Below are 16,618 nucleotides of genomic sequence, written 5' to 3'. Positions count from 1 at the left end.
TCTTAGGTCGCCCTGGGCCACCCTGTCATGAGCGCCAGTCGAGCGGGACCTGCTTCGCGCGGTCCCACGGCCTCTCCCAGCCCGCGTAGTACAAGATCCTGTCGATCACTCCGGCCGTGAAACCCCAGACCAGAGCGGATGCGACCAGGAACGCCGGGCCTTCGTGGCCGCTGGGATGGATGGTGGTCGCGCGGTTGGCCGGATCCGTGAGATCCGCCACGGGGACGGTGAAGACGCGGGCGGTCTCGGCCGGATCGACCACCCCGACCGGGCTCGGGACGCGCCACCAGCCGAGGACGGGGGTGACGACGAAGCCGCTGACCGGGATGTAGAGCTGGGGCAGCACCCCGAAGATCTGGACACCGGAGGGGTCGAGGCCGGTCTCCTCCTCGGCCTCGCGCAGCGCCGCCCGCAGCAGGCCGCCGTCGGCCGGATCACCGTCCTCGGGGTCCAGGGCGCCGCCGGGGAAGGAGGGCTGTCCGGCGTGCGAGCGCAGGCTGCCGGAGCGTTCCATCAGCAGCAGCTCGGGCCCGCGCTCGCCCTCGCCGAAGAGGATCAGCACGGCGGACTGGCGTCCGGCGCCGTTCGCGGGCGGCAGGAAGCGGCTGAGCTGCTCGGGCTTGACCGTGCGGGCGGCCCGGTCGACGGGGGCGAGCCAGCCGGGCAGCCCCTCTCGGGTGAGCAGGCCGCCGGTACCGACGCCGTGCGTCGTGCCGGCCGCCGTCTCTTCCTCAGTGCGCGTCATAGGCACCCCCGTGTTTCACAACGCGATCGGAGCATGGCTTCGTTCCCTCACGGCCCCGTCACGCCCCCGCCCCGGGTGCCACGCCCGCGGCCGGCGGAGCCGGGCTGCCCGGATAGTCCGGCGGCGGGTTGAGCCGCTGGCCCGGATAGCCGCCCTTCTCGTACTTCAGGAGCTTCGCGGCCTTCTCGGGGTCGGTCTCGCCTTCGCCGTAGGCCGGGCAGAGCGGGGCGATGGGGCAGGCGCCGCAGGCGGGCTTGCGGGCGTGGCAGATCCGGCGCCCGTGGAAGATCACCCGGTGGGAGAGCATCGTCCACTCGCTCCGGGGGAAGATCTCGGCGATCTCCGCCTCGATCTTGACCGGGTCGTCCTGGTCGGTCCACTTCCAGCGGCGGGCGAGCCGCATGAAGTGGGTGTCGACCGTGATGCCGGGCACGCCGAAGGCGTTGCCGAGGACGACGAACGCGGTCTTGCGGCCCACGCCCGGAAGCTTCACCAGGTCGTCGAGCCGGCCGGGGACCTCGCCCCCGAAGTCGTCACGCAGGGCCGTGGCGAGGCCCATGATCGACTTGGTCTTGGCCCGGAAGAAGCCGGTCGGGCGGATGAGCTCCTCGACCTCCTCGGGGACGGCGGCGGCGAGGTCCTCCGGCGTCGGGTACCTCGCGAAGAGGGCGGGAGTGGTCTGGTTGACCCGCAGATCGGTGGTCTGGGCGGACAGGACCGTCGCGACGAGCAGCTCGAAGGGGTTCCGGAAGTCCAGCTCGGGGTGGGCGTACGGATAGACGTCGGCCAGCTCCCGGTTGATCTTCCGGGCCCGGCGGACCATGGCCAGACGGGATTCCGGCTTCGCGGCCTTCGGGACCGCCTTCGGGGTCTTGGCCGCCGCCTTCGGTGTCTTCGTCGCCGTGGCCTTCGGAGCGGCCTTCGGTGTCCTCGTCGCCGTGGCCTTGGAGGCCCGGGTGTCCGTGCCGGCCTTCGCCGGCTTCGCCGCCCGGGTCTTCGGGGCGCTCTCGGCGGTCGTCCCGGCAGCCTGCGTCGCGGTCGCTCCCGAAGCGCTCTTCGACGTCCCGGGAGTCTTCTTGGCGGCCTTCACCGCCCCGCCCGCCGGGCGTTTTGTCGCATTTGCCCGCTTCGGCACACCCTGTTCGCCCACAGCGGAATCACCCTTGGCGGACACTCTCCCAGCCCCCTTGGCCTGCGCTCTCACCGGCGAGTTGGACACCCGGCCAGCCTAAGGGGCACCACCGACATCCGCCCCGGGCATGGCCGATCACGACCCAATCGGGCCCCTGACGTACGGACGGGCGGTTCGGTACGTCAAACTTGTTGTGATTGATCGCACTGTTTTGTGCGTCCGGCATCATGGGATCAAGGTCCCCTGAGCAGGTCGACATAGGAGAAACTCGTGGACGACGTTCTGCGGCGCGCCCCGCTCTTCGCGGCGCTCGATGACGAGCAGGCCGCGGAGCTGCGCGCCTCGATGAGTGAAGCGACGCTCGCCCGTGGCGACGCGCTCTTCCACGAGGGAGACCCCGGCGACCGCCTGTACGTGGTCACCGAGGGCAAGGTGAAGCTCCACCGCACCTCCCCCGACGGCCGGGAGAACATGCTGGCCGTCCTCGGCCCCGGCGAGCTCATCGGCGAGCTGTCCCTCTTCGACCCGGGCCCGCGCACCGCCACCGCGACGGCGCTGACCGAGGTCAAGCTCCTCGGCCTGGGCCACGGTGACCTCCAGCCCTGGCTGAACGCCCGCCCCGAGGTGGCCACCGCCCTGCTGCGCGCGGTCGCGCGCCGGCTGCGCAAGACCAACGACCAGATGTCCGACCTGGTCTTCTCCGACGTGCCGGGCCGTGTCGCCCGCGCGCTCCTCGACCTGTCGCGCCGCTTCGGCGTGCAGTCGGAGGAGGGCATCCACGTGGTCCACGACCTGACTCAGGAGGAGCTGGCCCAGCTGGTCGGCGCCTCCCGCGAGACGGTCAACAAGGCCCTGGCGGACTTCGCCCAGCGCGGCTGGCTCCGCCTGGAGGCCCGCGCCGTGATCCTGCTGGACGTGGAGCGCCTCGCGAAGCGCTCGCGGTAAGCGATCCGTACGTACGGAAAGGGCCGCCCCGGTCGAGACCGGGGCGGCCCTTTCCGTATGGGGTGACTACCGCTTCGTACCGTCGACGATCAGCGGGTTTCCGCTGCCACCGCCGCACGGCACGGCGTAGACCGGGTTCTTCGCCGCGGCCTCCTTGTACGCCTCGATGCACTGGTTCAGCAGGACCTTGTCGCTCAGCGAGTCGTTGAGGATCTTGTTGGCGCGGGCGATGCCCTCGGCCTCGATACGGCGCCGGTCGGACTCGGCCTTGGCCGTACGGGCGGCCTCGGTCGCGCGCTCGGTCGCCTGCTGCTGCTGGATCTTGCGGTCGATCTGGCCCTGGAGGGCGTCCGAGGGCTTCACGTTGCGCAGGTTGACCGTGGTGACGGCGATGCCGCGCGGCGCCAGACGCTCCTTGATCAGTTCGCCGATCTCGGCGTTGATCTTCTCGCGGTCACTGGCGTAGCCCTGCTCGCTCGTGTGACGGGCGAAGACGTTGCGGACGATCTCCCGGCTGTCGGGGTAGACCAACCGCTGCTGGATGGCGTCCTCGCTGCCCGCGAGCCGGTAGAGCTCGACGGCCTTGGCCGGGGTCACCGCCCACTTCACGGTCACCTCGGCGTACATGACACCGCCCTGAGAGGAGCGGACCTCGACCACGTCCTTGTCGGAGAGGTTGAGGTCGACCGGACGGGTCGAGAAGGTCGTGACGTCGGTGAACGGCGACTTGAAGTGCATGCCGGAGGTCATGGGCGAGCCGACCTTGCCGAACGCGACCGGGACACCGACCTCGTACGCGCTGATGACGTAGAGCGTGGAGCCGATCAGCGAGAAGACACCGGCGATGAGCGCGCCGAGGGCGCCGAGCTTCAGTCCGCGCGTGTCGTTGGCGCGCGCGACGAAGAACAGCACCACCGCCGCGATGAGCAGCAGGATGGACAGGACGAACATGGACGGCCCCCCGAGGACTACGGTCAGAAGTAAGCGGAGCGTAAAGCACAGGCCAAAAGATCGACTTCTCGGGGGGTGCGCAGCGCCCAGCGCCGACGCCCGGCCCCCCGGCCCCCCGGCCCCCCGGCCCCCCGGCCCCCCGGGACTGGATACCCGCTTCCGGCGCCCGGCACTCGCCGCCCAGCGACCGGCGCTCAGATCAGCCCGTGCTCCCGCAGGTACTCCAACTGCGCCCGCACGGACAGTTCGGCGGCCGGCCACAACGAGCGGTCCACGTCCGCGTACACATGGGCGACGACCTCCGAGGCGGTCGTCAGGCCGTTCTCGACGGCCGTCTCGACCTGCGCGAGGCGGCCGGCGCGGTGGGCGAGATAGAACTCCACCGCCCCCTGCGCGTCCTCGAGTACCGGCCCGTGACCCGGAAGCACCGTACGGACCCCGTCGTCGACCGTGAGCGAGCGCAGCCGGCGCAGCGAGTCGAGATAGTCGCCGAGCCGCCCGTCGGGATGGGCGACGATCGTCGTGCCGCGCCCCAGGATCGTGTCGCCCGTCAGGACGGCCCGGTCGGCGGGCAGATGGAAGGAGAGCGAGTCAGAGGTGTGGCCGGGCGTCGGCACCACCCTCAGCTCCAGACCGCCGGCCGTGACCACGTCCCCCGCCCCGAGCCCCTCGTCACCGAGCCGCAATGCCGGGTCCAGGGCCCGCACATGGGTCCCCGTCAGCTCCGCGAACCGGCTCGCGCCCTCGGCGTGGTCCGGGTGGCCGTGGGTGAGCAGGGTGAGGGCGACCCGCTTGCCGAGCTTCTCGGCGCACTCCACGACCCTCCGCAGATGGCCGTCGTCGAGCGGGCCGGGATCGATGACGACGGCGAGGTCGGAGTCGGGTTCGGAGACGATCCAGGTGTTGGTGCCGTCGAGCGTCATGGCGGACGGGTTCGGCGCGAGCACGTTGAAGGCGCGGGTGGTCGCGGGCCCGGAGAGGACTCCTCCCCTGGGCTGACCCGGCAGGGCGGCGGCGTCCGTCATCGGGTCCCGCCCCCGCTCGGGATGTGCTTGGTGAACTCGTCGTGCCCGGGCCAGCTCAGGATCAGTTCGTCCCCCTCCAGCCGCGCCTGGGCGAGGACGGGAGTCAGGTCCTGGTCCTCCGCCGCGGCCAGGGCCTCCGCGGCCGTACCGAAGCGCTCCAGGCCCCGCAGGGTGGAGATCGTCGGCGGCATCATCGTCAGCTCGCCCCGGTCGTAGCCGGCCGCGGCGTCCGCCGGGCGGATCCAGACCGTCCGGTCCGCCTCGGTCGAGGCGTTACGGGTGCGCTGGCCGGCAGGCAGAACGGCCACGAAGAACCATGTGTCGTACCGCCGGGGCTCGAACTCCGGCGTGATCCAGCGCGCCCACGCGCCGAGGAGGTCGGACCGCAGCACCAGGCCGCGCCGGTCGAGGAAGTCCGAGAAGGACAGCTCCCGGGCGACCAGCGCCGCACGGTCCTTCTCCCAGTCGTCGCCGGTCGTGTCCCCGACCACCGAGTCCGCGGTCCGCCCGGCGAGCAGCACGCCCGCCTCTTCGTACGTCTCGCGCACGGCCGCGCACACGACGGCCTGTGCCTGCGCCGGATCCGGAAGGCCGAGCCGCTCGGCCCAGGTCTCCCGGGACGGGCCGGCCCAGCGCACGGGGTGCTCGTCACGCGGATCGACACCGCCGCCGGGATAGGCGTACGCGCCGCCCGCGAAGGCCATGGAGGTACGCCGCCGCAGCATGTGGACGCTCGGTCCCTGCCCTTCGGCGCCGTCCCGCAGCAGCATGACGGTGGCGGCGCGTCTGGGCGCCGCGGGAGCCAGCTCGCCCGCGGCGAGCGCGCGGATGCGGTCGGGCCATTCCGGTGGGTACCACTGACCATTCGCCATGGCCGGATGGTATGCCGGGCGCTCCGGATGCACGAGAGCCGATTCCCCCGGGCGGGAGGAACCGGCTCTTCGTGCACGGAGGGGGATCAGTCCTGGTCGAGCTCCACCTGGACCTCGACCTCGACGGGGGCGTCCAGCGGCAGCACCGCCACGCCCACCGCGCTGCGCGCGTGCACACCCTTGTCGCCGAGGACCGCGCCGAGCAGCTCGCTGGCGCCGTTGATGACGCCCGGCTGCCCGGTGAAGTCGGCGGCGGAGGCGACGAAGCCCACGACCTTCACGACCCGCTTGATCCGGTCCAGGTCACCGGCGACCGACTTCACGGCCGCGAGCGCGTTCAGCGCGCAGGTGGCCGCGAGCTTCTTGGCCTCCTCGGCGGTGACCTCTCCGCCGACCTTGCCGGTCACCGGAAGCTTGCCCTCCACCATCGGGAGCTGGCCCGAGGTGTAGACGTACACGCCCGACCGCACGGCCGGCTGGTACGCGGCCAGCGGCGGTACGACCTCGGGCAGGGTCAGTCCCAGCTCGGCCAGCTTGGCCTCGACGGCCCCGCTCACGACTTCTCCCGCTTCAGGTAGGCCACGAGCTGCTCGGGGTTGTTCGGCCCGGGCACGACCTGGACGAGCTCCCACCCGTCCTCGCCCCAGGTGTCCAGAATCTGCTTCGTCGCGTGCACGAGAAGGGGCACGGTCGCGTATTCCCACTTGGTCATGGAGCCGACTGTATCCGCTGCCACACCCGGCCTCCCGCACGGGCGACCCCGACCCGGCTCGGGCGGCGCCGCGTGCCGATGAGTCCCGCCTGCCCGCGTTGTCGTGGTCGTCGACTCCCCCGTAGCCCTTCCGGCATGGGAGGGGACCCACCGCGTGGACTCCTTGCCTCCGCCTTGCCGGACTCGGCCCTCGCCCCGCTCCTTGACCCGCCCAATCGGGCCCGGGGTCGCCCGGGCTTCACGGCCAGTGGTTAGTCTCGAAGGCGTGAGCAGGCTCCAGGTCGTCAGCGGCAAGGGCGGTACCGGTAAGACGACGGTCGCCGCCGCCCTCGCGCTCGCCCTCGCGACGGAGGGCAAGCGGACCCTCCTCGTCGAGGTCGAAGGCAGACAGGGCATCGCACAGCTCTTCGAGACGGAGGCCCTTCCGTACGAGGAGCGCAAGATCGCCGTCGCCCCGGGCGGCGGCGAGGTCTTCGCGCTGGCCATCGACGCCGAGCGCGCGCTCCTCGACTACCTCCAGATGTTCTACAAACTCGGCAGCGCCGGCCGGGCCCTGAAGAAGCTCGGCGCGATCGACTTCGCTACGACGATCGCTCCCGGCGTACGGGACGTGCTGCTGACCGGCAAGGCGTGCGAGGCGGTCCGCCGGCGCGAGAAGCACGGCGGCCACACCTACGACCACATCGTCATGGACGCGCCCCCGACCGGCCGGATCACCCGCTTCCTCAACGTCAACGACGAGGTGGCGGGCCTGGCCAGGATCGGCCCGATACACAACCAGGCGCAGGCCGTGATGCGGGTGCTCAAGTCCCCCGAGACGGCCGTGCACCTGGTGACCCTGCTGGAGGAGATGCCGGTCCAGGAGACCGCGGACGGCATCGCGGAACTCCGGAACGCGGAACTGCCGGTCGGCAACGTCATCGTGAACATGGTCCGTCCGCACGTCCTCGACGAGGCGGCGGTACGGGCGGCCTCCGGCGACCACCGGGACGCGATCGCGAGGACCCTCGCCGCGGCGGGCGTCAGCGGCGGTACGAAGCTGGTCGGACCGCTCCTCGAACAGGCGGCGGACCACGCCCAGCGCGTGGAGCTGGAGCGCGAACAGCGGGCGGTCCTGGCCGGGCTCGACGTACCGGCGTACGAACTTCCCTTCCTGGGGGACGGGGCGGACATCGCCGGCCTGTACCGGCTCGCGAAGGAACTGCGGAAGCAAGGGGTGGGCGCGTGACGGAGAAGGACGTGGTCCCGGGGAACGGGCTCGACTCCGCCCCCGCCCTGGAACTCGATCCGCTCATCGACGACCCGGGCACCCGGATCATCGTCTGCTGCGGCGCCGGCGGGGTCGGCAAGACGACGACGGCAGCGGCCCTCGGCGTACGCGCGGCCGAGCGGGGCCGGAGGGTGGTCGTCCTGACGATCGACCCGGCGCGGCGGCTCGCCCAGTCGATGGGGATCGACTCGCTCGACAACGTCCCCCGCAGGGTCGACGGCATCAAGGGCTCGGGCTCCGGCGAACTGCACGCCATGATGCTCGACATGAAGCGGACCTTCGACGAGATCGTCGAGGCGCACGCGGACGGCGAGCGGGCCAGGGCGATTCTGGAGAACCCCTTCTACCAGTCCCTGTCGGCCGGTTTCGCCGGTACGCAGGAGTACATGGCGATGGAGAAGCTCGGGCAGCTGCGGGCCCGCGACGAGTGGGACCTGATCGTCGTCGACACCCCGCCGTCCCGCTCCGCGCTCGACTTCCTGGACGCGCCGAAGCGGCTGGGGTCCTTCCTGGACGGCAAGTTCATCAAGCTCCTCATGGCGCCCGCGAAGATGGGCGGCCGGGCGGGGATGAAGTTCCTCAACGTCGGCATGTCGATGATGACGGGGACCCTGGGGAAGCTGCTGGGGGGTCAGTTCCTCAAGGACGTGCAGACCTTCGTGGCCGCCATGGACACCATGTTCGGCGGCTTCCGGACCCGGGCGGACGCGACGTACCGGCTGCTCCAGGCCCCGGGCACGGCGTTCCTCGTGGTCGCGACGCCTGAGCGGGACGCGCTGCGCGAGGCCGCGTACTTCGTGGAGCGGCTGGCCGCCGAGGAGATGCCGCTGGCCGGTCTGGTCCTCAACCGCGTCCACGGCAGCGGCGCCGCCCGGCTGTCGGCCGAGCGGGCGCGGGCCGCCGCGGAAAATCTTGACGAGGGGCGCATTGTGGATCAGGGAGCCGGGAAGACTGCTGGGCGTGGCTCCCGGGAGACTTCCGCGGAGCCGTCGGACACCGCCACCGCCGCCGTACCTCTCGCACGACCTGACACACCCGAGGCTGCCCCCACAGCCGAGCACGACCCGGATGTCCAGCAGTTGACCGCGGGACTGCTCCGCCTGCACGCCGAGCGGATGCAGGTCCTCGCGCGCGAACAGCGCACGCGCGACCGTTTCACCGCGCTCCACCCGGAGGTGGCGGTCGCCGAAGTGGCCGCGCTGCCCGGCGACGTACACGATCTCGCCGGCCTGCGGGCCATCGGTGATCGGCTCACGGCCGGACGTATGCGCTCGGCCTGAGCGGTACGGGACGTCCGGTGGGTCTAGCCCACCGCGGCGTACGCCTCGTACGTCGCGTCGTCCTCCATCGCCACGGGCAGCAGGCCCGCGCCGCGCTCGTACTCCGTACGCGCGGTCTCGAGCAGCCGCCGCCACGAGGTGACGGTCGGCCGTCGGCGCAGCAGGGCACGGCGCTCACGCTCCGTCATGCCGCCCCACACGCCGAACTCCACGCGGTTGTCGAGCGCGTCGGCCAGGCACTCGGTCCGCACCGGGCACCCGGTGCACACCGCCTTCGCCCTGTTCTGCGCCGCGCCCTGCACGAAAAGTTCATCCGGATCGGTAGTGCGGCAGGCCGCCTGCGCACTCCAGTCAGCTACCCAGCCCATACCGGCGCCGTCCTCTCCCGAATCGAGGCTCCCCCACGGCGGTAGCGGCATATTCACCGCTGCCAGTTGGTGACGTTACGGAAGGTGGGCACAGCGCAACACCCCCTTCGGGCCCAATCTTGAATGGCCCGAACGGACTATGCGTACGCGGCAGATCACCCAGGGGAGTGACCCGAGGACATGCGCGCCTAAACAGGCATACCGGCGCGGTTCGCCCTTCCGCGACGGGGTCACTCGGGACGTCGGGTGACGCATGGGGCGGATTCGGGCACGGCTTCCCAGGATTCGGGTTCCCGGGTGTTCCCGCCGAAGTCACGCCCGGCCCTGATGCGGGGCCACACTGCTGTGACAGTTGAGAGCAGCTTAGGCCAAGGCATATACGCGTGTCCGGCAAATGCGAACGCCGACGCCTCACGTCGCCGCACGCCCACCGCCACGGGCGGATGTCACGGTCTGGTACTCGAACGCTCCGAGAAGCCCCCGCTCCTGCGGAACGCCGTCACCTACGGATTAGGCTGCCCCCATGGCAAAGAAGCGCTCGGGCGGAGGTCTGACCGGGACCCAGCAGGCCGCGAAGTTCCTCGGGGTCAGCGTGCTCTCCGGAGCCGTGCTGGCAGGCATCGCCCTGCCCGCGGCCGGAGCACTGGGGCTGGCTGCGAAGGGCACGGTCGAGGGGTTCGACGAAATCCCGTCCAACCTGAAGACACCGCCGCTGAGTCAGCGCACCACGATCCTCGACTCCGAGGGCGGCCACCTCGCCACCGTGTACTCGCGGGACCGGAAGGTCGTGCCGCTGGAGAAGATCTCCCCGTACATGCAGAAGGCGATCGTCGCGATCGAGGACTCCCGCTTCTACGAGCACGGAGCCGTCGACCTCAAGGGCGTGCTGCGCGCGATCAACCGCAACGCCCAGTCGGGCGGCGTGGCGCAGGGCGCGTCCACGCTCACCCAGCAGTACGTGAAGAACGTCTTCGTGGAGGAGGCCGGCGACGACCCCGAGAAGGTCGCCCAGGCCACCCAGCAGACCATCGGCCGCAAGGTGCGCGAACTGAAGTACGCGATCCAGGTCGAGGAGGAGCTGGGGAAGAAGAAGATCCTCGAGAACTACCTCAACATCACCTTCTTCGGTCAGCAGGCGTACGGCATCGAGGCCGCGTCCCAGCGCTACTTCTCCAAGCCCGCCGCCGACCTCAAGCTGGAGGAGGCCGCGATGATGGCCGGCCTCGTCCAGTCGCCGAGCCGCTACGACCCGGTCAACGACGTCCAGGAGGCCACCAAGCGGCGCAACGTGGTGCTGCAGCGCATGGCCGACGTGAAGGACATCAGCCAGGCGGAGGCGGACCGCGCCAAGGCCGCTCCGATCGAGCTGAAGGTGAAGGCGCCGCGGAACGGCTGCATCACCGCGGTCGACGGCGCCGGCTTCTTCTGCGACTACGTCCGCAAGACGATCCTGACCGACCCCGTCTTCGGCAAGACGGCCGAGGAACGGCAGAAGCTGTGGAACCTCGGTGGTCTGACCATCAGGACCACGCTCGCCCCGCGGGCACAGGAGGCGGCGAACGCGGCCGCCGTCGCCAAGATCAACGAGGACGACAAGGTCGCCGCCTCGGTGGTCCAGGTCGAGCCGGGCAGCGGCAAGATCCTGTCGATGGGTCAGTCCCGCCCGTACGGCCTGGACCAGAAGCAGCACCAGACCACGCTCAACCTGGCCGTCGGCAGCAAGATGGGCGGCACCACCTACGGCTTCCAGGTCGGCTCGACGTTCAAGCCGATCACGGCCGCGGCGGCGCTGGAGAAGGGGCTGAGCCCGGCGCAGTCCTTCGCCACCCCGTGGAAGATCACGCTCCCGATGAACTCGTACACCACCTGCGCCGGCGGCCCGGCCGGCACCGGTGACTGGGTGCTGCAGAACGAGCTGGAGTCCGAGGCCGGCAGCTGGGACATGACGAGCGCGCTGGGCAAGTCCATCAACACGTACTTCGCGAAGCTGGAACAGATGGCCGGCCTCTGCGAGACGATCGAGATGGCGAAGAAGATGGGGTACGAGCGGGAGCTCGGCAAGAAGCTCAAGGAGCTTCCGTCGATCACCCTCGGCGGCCAGGAGGCCACCCCGCTGGACATGGCCGCCGTGTACGCCACCTTCGCCAACCGGGGCACGTACTGCACACCGATCGCCATCGAGTCGATCAGGACGGCGTCCGGCGAGAACCTGAAGGTGCCGCAGACCGAGTGCTCGCGCGCGATGAGCGAGCGGACCGCCGACACGATCAACCAGATGCTGAAGGGCGTCGTCGAGGACGGCACCGGTACCAAGGCCGGTCTGAGCGACCGTGACAACGCCGGCAAGACGGGTACGACGAACGACCGCAAGGACGCCTGGTTCGTCGGCTACACGCCGAACCTGTCCACGGCGGTCTGGGTCGGTGACGACGTCGGCGAGAAGACCTCGATGTACGACATCGTCATCGGCGGCGTGACCTACGACAAGGTCTGCGGTGGCTGTCTGCCGGGCCCGATCTGGAAGATCGCGATGACCGGGGCGCTCAGCGCCTCCGAGACGCCGAGCTTCGCCCCCATCTCCGTACCGCGCGGCGAGAAGCCCGAGGACAAGGAGAAGGACAAGAGGCCGGGCGGCGACAACAAGCCGGGCGACCGTGAGCCGGGCGACGGCGACGACGGGCTGCCGGAGATCACCATCCCGCCGGACCTGATCGGCGGCGGCAACGGCCGCGGCAACGGAAACGGCGGAGGCAACGGCCGGTAGGACGGCGCCGTACGACATGCGCGTGAGGGCGCCCCCCTGGTCCGGGGGGCGCCCTCACGGCGTACGGGGAAACGGCCGGGGCGTCAGCCCGCGAGGAGCTTCTTGACGGTCGCGGCGACCCGCCCGCCCTCGGCGCGGCCGGCCACCTTCGGGTTGACGATCTTCATGACGGCGCCCATCGCGCGCGGCCCCTCGGCGCCCGCGCCCGTGGCCTCGGCGACGGCCGCGGCGACGATCTGCTCCAGCTCCTCGTCGCTGAGCTGCTGCGGCAGGTAAGCGTCGAGGATGACGCCCTCCGCCTTCTCCCGCTCGGCGGACTCGGCGCGACCGCCCTGCGCGAAGGCGTCCGCGGCCTCGCGGCGCTTCTTCGCCTCCTTGGCGATCACCTTCTGCACCTCGTCGTCGGAGAGTTCGCGCTTGGTCTTGCCCGCGACCTCCTCCTTCGTGATCGCGGCGAGGGTGAGCCGCAGCGTCGAGGAGCGGAGCTCGTCGCGCTCCTTGATGGCGGCGTTGAGGTCGTCCTGCAGCTTGGCCTTGAGCGTGGTCATGGGGCCAAGTGTGTCAGGTGGGACGCGCTGCCCGCCCGCTCATTAACGCGTGCTCGCACGGACCGCCCCCAGGTGGCCGCCCGCACGGCAACGGAACCGGCTCCGTCTGCGACGATGGGGGGATGCGCGCACGGTACGGGATCCCCCTGAAGATCACGGCAGGTCTCACGGCGACGGCCGCGGCCGGACTCGTCTACGCGGCGGGCTTCGAGGCCCGCTCGTTCCGCCTCCGACGGGTGACCGTCCCCGTCCTTCCGCGCGGCATGCGCGATCTGCGGGTCCTCCAGGTCTCCGACATCCACATGGTGTGCGGTCAGCGCAAGAAGCGGGCGTGGCTGCAGTCGTTGGCGGGCCTGCGCCCGGACTTCGTCGTCAACACCGGCGACAACCTCTCCGACACGGACGCGGTGCCGGAGGTCGTGGACGCGCTCGGCCCGCTGATGGAGTTCCCGGGCGTGTACGTCTTCGGCTCCAACGACTACTACGGTCCGCGGCTGCGCAACCCCGCCCGCTATCTGCTGGAGAAGGCCCAGGGCCGCCACGGCCTGAACGGCAACGCGCCGGTGGTCGGCGCGGTCCACAACCCGTGGGAGGGCATGCGTGACGCGTTCGACGCGGCGGGCTGGGTGAACCTGACGAACACCCGCGGCCGGCTCAAGCTCCCGGACCTGGAGCTCGCCTTCACCGGCCTCGACGACCCGCACATCAAGCGGGACCGCTACGCCCGCGTGGCCGGCGGCCCCGACACCTCGGCCGACTTCTCGATGGGCGTGGTCCACGCCCCGTATCTGCGCACGCTCGACTCCTTCACGGCGGACGGGTACGAGCTGATCCTGGCGGGCCACACGCACGGCGGTCAGCTGTGCGTCCCCTTCTACGGCGCCCTGGTGACCAACTGCGATCTGGACACCGACCGGGTCAAGGGCCTGTCCACCCACACCGTGGAGGGACGGACGTCCTACCTCCACGTCTCGGCGGGCTGCGGCACCAACCGGTTCACGCCGGTCCGCTTCGCCTGCCCGCCGGAGGCGACCCTGCTGACACTGACCGCGCGCCGCTGAGCGCTCACGATCGTCTTCTCCGCGCCCCCGGCCCGGTGATCATCGGCCCGGACCGCGTCCGACCTGCGGCGCGGGGGCGCGAAAACCGGATTTCGTCTCCGGGCGCCGGTGGGCTAAAGTAATCGATGTCGCCGCGACGTGAAGCACAGAGCAGCGACATCGGGGTGTAGCGCAGCTTGGCAGCGCGCTTCGTTCGGGACGAAGAGGTCGTGGGTTCAAATCCCGCCACCCCGACAGCTGAAACACCAGGTCAGGGGCCTGATCCGCAAGAGCGGGTCGGGCCCCTGACTCGTTTCCGGGCGGTGGTCCCAGGGGGCGACTCGGACTCGGAGCAGTGATCGGATCGCTCTACTCTGGAGTGTTCCTGTCAGGTGGCTGACCGACGAAAGGCTGGGTCTCAGGTGCTGGTCGCGGACCGATATCGGCTCCAGATGTGTATCGGGCGTGGCGGCATGGGCGAGGTGTGGCAGGCCACCGACGAGGTCCTCGGCCGGTCCGTCGCCGTGAAGCTGATGCTCGGGCACGAGTCGGATCCTTCGGCGAGTGAGCGGTTCCGGCTGGAGGCGCAGACGGCGGCGCGGCTGAGTCATCCGCATGTCGTGGGCGTCTTCGACTTCGGTACGTGGGACGGGAAGTTGTTCCTCGTCATGGAGTTGGTCGACGGGCCCAGCCTCGCCACGGACGCGGGCGCCCCCTCGGTGCTGCCCCCCGAGCGGGTCGCCGTGATCGCCGCGCACGCCGCCGCCGGGCTGGCCGCCGCGCATCGGGAGGGTGTGGTGCACCGGGACATCAAGCCCGGGAACCTGCTGGTCGACGCGGGCGGGGCCGTGAAGCTCGCCGACTTCGGCATCGCCCGGTTCGTCGACGATCCGTCGGCCGCGCTCACGACCACGGGGCAGATCGTCGGCACCGGCCTCTATCTCGCCCCGGAGCGGGCGCTCGGGAAGCCCGCCTCGCCGGCGTCCGACGTGTACTCGCTGGGCTGTGTCCTGTACCAACTCCTCACCGGGCGGCCCCCGTTCCAGGGCGACACCGCGACGGCCCTGCTGTACCAGCACATCGACACGCCGCCGGCGCCGCCCCGGCAGCTGGGGGTGGGGCTGCCGGCCGCGTTCGAGGCGTACCTCCTCACGCTGCTGGCCAAGCAGCCGGAGCAGCGGCCCGCCGCCCGGGCCATCGCCGACTGGTTCGCCTCCGGGGCCTGGCGTGAGCACCCTCAGCCGCCTCTCCAGCCCCAGAGCCGGCCCGTACCGCACACGACCGCGCGGATGGCGCCGCAGGGCGGTCGGCAGTCGGCGCGGCAGGCCGGGCACCAGGCGAGACCGCAGTCCAGACCCTCGACGAGACACCAGACCGGCCCCTCGGCCGGACCTCCGTCGCGTCGGCAGGCGCCGCGGCGCGCCGAGAGCGGACTCGCGGAGCTCTCCCGGCGCCGCCCGAGGAAGACGGCCGCGGTGGCCGGAGGCATCGCGTTCGTGGTCTTCCTGCTCATCGGCATGGCCTGGCTCTCGCCGGACGACACGTCGAACGAGATTCCCGTGGCCGACCCGACGGCGACCGCCCCTCGGTGACCCCGGCCGCCGGACCGCGCGTTGACCCGAACGGGGTCCTTCGGGTGGCCCGGCCGGGTGCTGTCCGTTCCTCTGGATACATGGACACCAGGCAGGTACCCCGGGCCGCCGTACCCGCCGCCGTCGTGCTCGTCCTCGTCCTCGGCGGCGGGCCGGCCACCGCCGCCGATCAGCCCGCACCCGCCGGAGTCCGGTCCGAGACCCGCTCGGAGACCGTCGACGACTCCGGTCCCTCCGGCGTCGCCCTCGGCCTCGGCGCCACCGCGCTGGCCGCCGCGGTCGCCACCACCGTCGTACGCAACCGGGCGCTCAGGGCCGTCCTCAGCCGACGGCCGGACCGGCCACCGCCGCCGGCAGAGCCTGTGTCGGACAGATCCCGAGGTTGACCGCCTTGCACTGCGGGACCGTCAGGATGGCGCGGAGACATGGAAGTTGCCCCGTTACGAGGTCGCGTCCGTCAGCCGGGCGTTCTGCGGTCGGGTTGTCGGCCGCGGTCGCGGGGATCAGGCCGGGCGGGACGCCTTGAGCGAGTACATCAGCGGGACGCGCGGACGGTCGGCGGGGAAGCGGTAGTACCCGTCCTCCTGGCGCCGCAGCGTTCCGTAGCGCGGGATGAGCGAGACGTCGTGCTCGTGCAGGAACTCGATCCGCAGTCCGGCCTTGGCTATCGCCGTCACGACCTCGCCGACCGGATGCACCCATTCCACGCTGCGGTTGTGGACGGTGGCGGCGTCGACGTCGGCGTAGGTCCCCGGGGTGGTGTCCACCCAGGCGTCGCGGGTGAAGTAGTCGTGCACGACCCGCGTCCCCGTCTCGTCGTCCAGGGAGTCGGTGAGCGGATGGAACTCGGCGACGTACAGGAAGCCGCCGGGGGCGACGAGCGCGGCGGCGGTCTCGGCCCAGCGGTCGATGTCCGGAAGCCAGCACAGCGCCCCGGTGCCGGTGTAGACGATGTCGTACGAGGAGTCGGGGACGGCCTCGACGGCGTCATAGGCGTCGGCGGCGACGAACGCGGCCCGGTCCGTGGCGAGACCGAGGTCGGCGGCGAGCGAGCGGGCGGTCTCGACGGCGGGCTCGGAGAAGTCGAGGCCGACGACGTGCGAGGCGCCGTGCCGGGCCCAGGAGAGGGTGTCCAGACCGATGTGGCACTGGAGGTGGAGCAGCGAGCGGCCGGTGACGTCGCCGACCTCCGCGAGCTCGAAGTCCCGCAGTACCTCCTTGCCGGCCCGGAACGCGTCGAGGTCGTAGAACTCACTGGCGGCGTGGATGGCGACGCGTTCGTCCCAGCGGGCACGGTTGGCCTCGCGCCAGTCGGCGGGGGTCGGTGAGTACATGGCGGGAGGTTATCCACAGGCTGCGGACGATGCGAGCGGT

The 16,618-nt window shown here is 71.2% G+C and carries 17 protein-coding genes and 1 tRNA gene; 8 read left to right on the top strand and 10 right to left on the bottom strand.

The genetic code is table 11. The features are described from left to right. Positions 1–25: 25 nt before the first annotated feature. Both ABZY12_RS07890 and nth read right to left on the bottom strand, forming a co-directional pair. Positions 26–745, bottom strand: coding sequence for a CoA pyrophosphatase (locus tag ABZY12_RS07890; protein ID WP_356888296.1), 720 nt, complete (start codon positions 743–745; stop codon positions 26–28). Between the two features lie 58 nt (positions 746–803). Further along, complete coding sequence (nth, locus tag ABZY12_RS07885) at positions 804–1,835, bottom strand: endonuclease III (RefSeq protein WP_356888294.1); 1,032 nt, start codon at positions 1,833–1,835, stop codon at positions 804–806. Between the two features lie 312 nt (positions 1,836–2,147). On the opposite strand from nth, the gene ABZY12_RS07880 reads away from it, so the two are divergent. Further along, on the top strand, positions 2,148–2,822 hold the full coding sequence (locus ABZY12_RS07880; protein ID WP_015034542.1) for a Crp/Fnr family transcriptional regulator: 675 nt from the start codon (positions 2,148–2,150) through the stop codon (positions 2,820–2,822). A gap of 66 nt (positions 2,823–2,888) precedes the next feature. Here ABZY12_RS07880 and ABZY12_RS07875 read toward each other — a convergent pair whose 3' ends face one another. The 5 genes from ABZY12_RS07875 to ABZY12_RS07855 form a co-directional block, all read right to left on the bottom strand. Then, entirely contained in the window at positions 2,889–3,773 is an 885-nt protein-coding gene (locus tag ABZY12_RS07875; RefSeq protein ID WP_356888292.1) for a prohibitin family protein, read from the bottom strand. 194 nt (positions 3,774–3,967) lie between these two features. Beyond that, on the bottom strand, positions 3,968–4,798 hold the full coding sequence (locus tag ABZY12_RS07870; RefSeq protein WP_356888290.1) for an MBL fold metallo-hydrolase: 831 nt from the start codon (positions 4,796–4,798) through the stop codon (positions 3,968–3,970). After that, on the bottom strand, positions 4,795–5,670 hold the full coding sequence (locus ABZY12_RS07865) for an NUDIX hydrolase (protein ID WP_356888288.1): 876 nt from the start codon (positions 5,668–5,670) through the stop codon (positions 4,795–4,797). The genes ABZY12_RS07870 and ABZY12_RS07865 overlap by 4 nt, the downstream gene beginning before the upstream one ends. Positions 5,671–5,756: 86 nt before the next feature. Further along, positions 5,757–6,227: a RidA family protein gene (locus ABZY12_RS07860; protein ID WP_356888286.1), complete on the bottom strand. Its 471-nt coding sequence runs from the start codon at positions 6,225–6,227 to the stop codon at positions 5,757–5,759. After that, on the bottom strand, positions 6,224–6,382 hold the full coding sequence (locus ABZY12_RS07855; protein ID WP_017947820.1) for a DUF4177 domain-containing protein: 159 nt from the start codon (positions 6,380–6,382) through the stop codon (positions 6,224–6,226). Before ABZY12_RS07855 ends, ABZY12_RS07860 begins: the two co-directional genes overlap by 4 nt. A gap of 265 nt (positions 6,383–6,647) precedes the next feature. Between ABZY12_RS07855 and ABZY12_RS07850 the strand changes: the two genes are divergently transcribed. After that, the gene (locus ABZY12_RS07850) at positions 6,648–7,610 is read left to right on the top strand and encodes an ArsA-related P-loop ATPase (protein WP_356888284.1); all 963 of its coding nucleotides are present in this window, start codon (positions 6,648–6,650) and stop codon (positions 7,608–7,610) included. Continuing rightward, positions 7,607–8,932, top strand: coding sequence for an ArsA family ATPase (locus ABZY12_RS07845; protein ID WP_356888282.1), 1,326 nt, complete (start codon positions 7,607–7,609; stop codon positions 8,930–8,932). Before ABZY12_RS07850 ends, ABZY12_RS07845 begins: the two co-directional genes overlap by 4 nt. Before the next feature lie 23 nt (positions 8,933–8,955). On the opposite strand, the gene ABZY12_RS07840 is transcribed toward ABZY12_RS07845, so the two are convergent. Continuing rightward, positions 8,956–9,300, bottom strand: coding sequence for a WhiB family transcriptional regulator (locus ABZY12_RS07840; protein ID WP_026058363.1), 345 nt, complete (start codon positions 9,298–9,300; stop codon positions 8,956–8,958). Positions 9,301–9,823: 523 nt separating this feature from the next. On the opposite strand from ABZY12_RS07840, the gene ABZY12_RS07835 reads away from it, so the two are divergent. Then, positions 9,824–12,064 carry a transglycosylase domain-containing protein gene (locus ABZY12_RS07835; RefSeq protein ID WP_356888280.1) on the top strand — a complete coding sequence of 747 codons (2,241 nt, stop codon included), beginning with the start codon at positions 9,824–9,826 and terminating at the stop codon, positions 12,062–12,064. A gap of 83 nt (positions 12,065–12,147) precedes the next feature. Here ABZY12_RS07835 and ABZY12_RS07830 read toward each other — a convergent pair whose 3' ends face one another. After that, complete coding sequence (locus ABZY12_RS07830) at positions 12,148–12,612, bottom strand: GatB/YqeY domain-containing protein (protein ID WP_356888278.1); 465 nt, start codon at positions 12,610–12,612, stop codon at positions 12,148–12,150. Between the two features lie 122 nt (positions 12,613–12,734). Between ABZY12_RS07830 and ABZY12_RS07825 the strand changes: the two genes are divergently transcribed. From ABZY12_RS07825 to ABZY12_RS07810, 4 genes are all read left to right on the top strand, one after another. Next, the gene (locus ABZY12_RS07825) at positions 12,735–13,673 is read left to right on the top strand and encodes a metallophosphoesterase (RefSeq protein WP_356888276.1); all 939 of its coding nucleotides are present in this window, start codon (positions 12,735–12,737) and stop codon (positions 13,671–13,673) included. 160 nt (positions 13,674–13,833) lie between these two features. Continuing rightward, positions 13,834–13,907, top strand: a tRNA-Pro gene (locus ABZY12_RS07820). Positions 13,908–14,104: 197 nt separating this feature from the next. After that, positions 14,105–15,244 carry a protein kinase gene (locus tag ABZY12_RS07815; RefSeq protein ID WP_356888274.1) on the top strand — a complete coding sequence of 380 codons (1,140 nt, stop codon included), beginning with the start codon at positions 14,105–14,107 and terminating at the stop codon, positions 15,242–15,244. Between the two features lie 80 nt (positions 15,245–15,324). Beyond that, positions 15,325–15,630 (top strand): hypothetical protein, encoded by a 306-nt coding sequence (locus tag ABZY12_RS07810; RefSeq protein WP_356888272.1) that lies wholly within the window; start codon positions 15,325–15,327, stop codon positions 15,628–15,630. A 117-nt stretch (positions 15,631–15,747) separates the two neighbouring features. Here ABZY12_RS07810 and ABZY12_RS07805 read toward each other — a convergent pair whose 3' ends face one another. Next, positions 15,748–16,578, bottom strand: coding sequence for a class I SAM-dependent methyltransferase (locus ABZY12_RS07805; RefSeq protein WP_356888270.1), 831 nt, complete (start codon positions 16,576–16,578; stop codon positions 15,748–15,750). Positions 16,579–16,618 lie beyond the last annotated feature (40 nt).

Source organism: Streptomyces sp. NPDC006551 (assembly GCF_040611675.1).
GTDB lineage: Bacteria > Actinomycetota > Actinomycetes > Streptomycetales > Streptomycetaceae > Streptomyces.
This window is presented reverse-complemented; position numbering and strand designations above follow the sequence as displayed.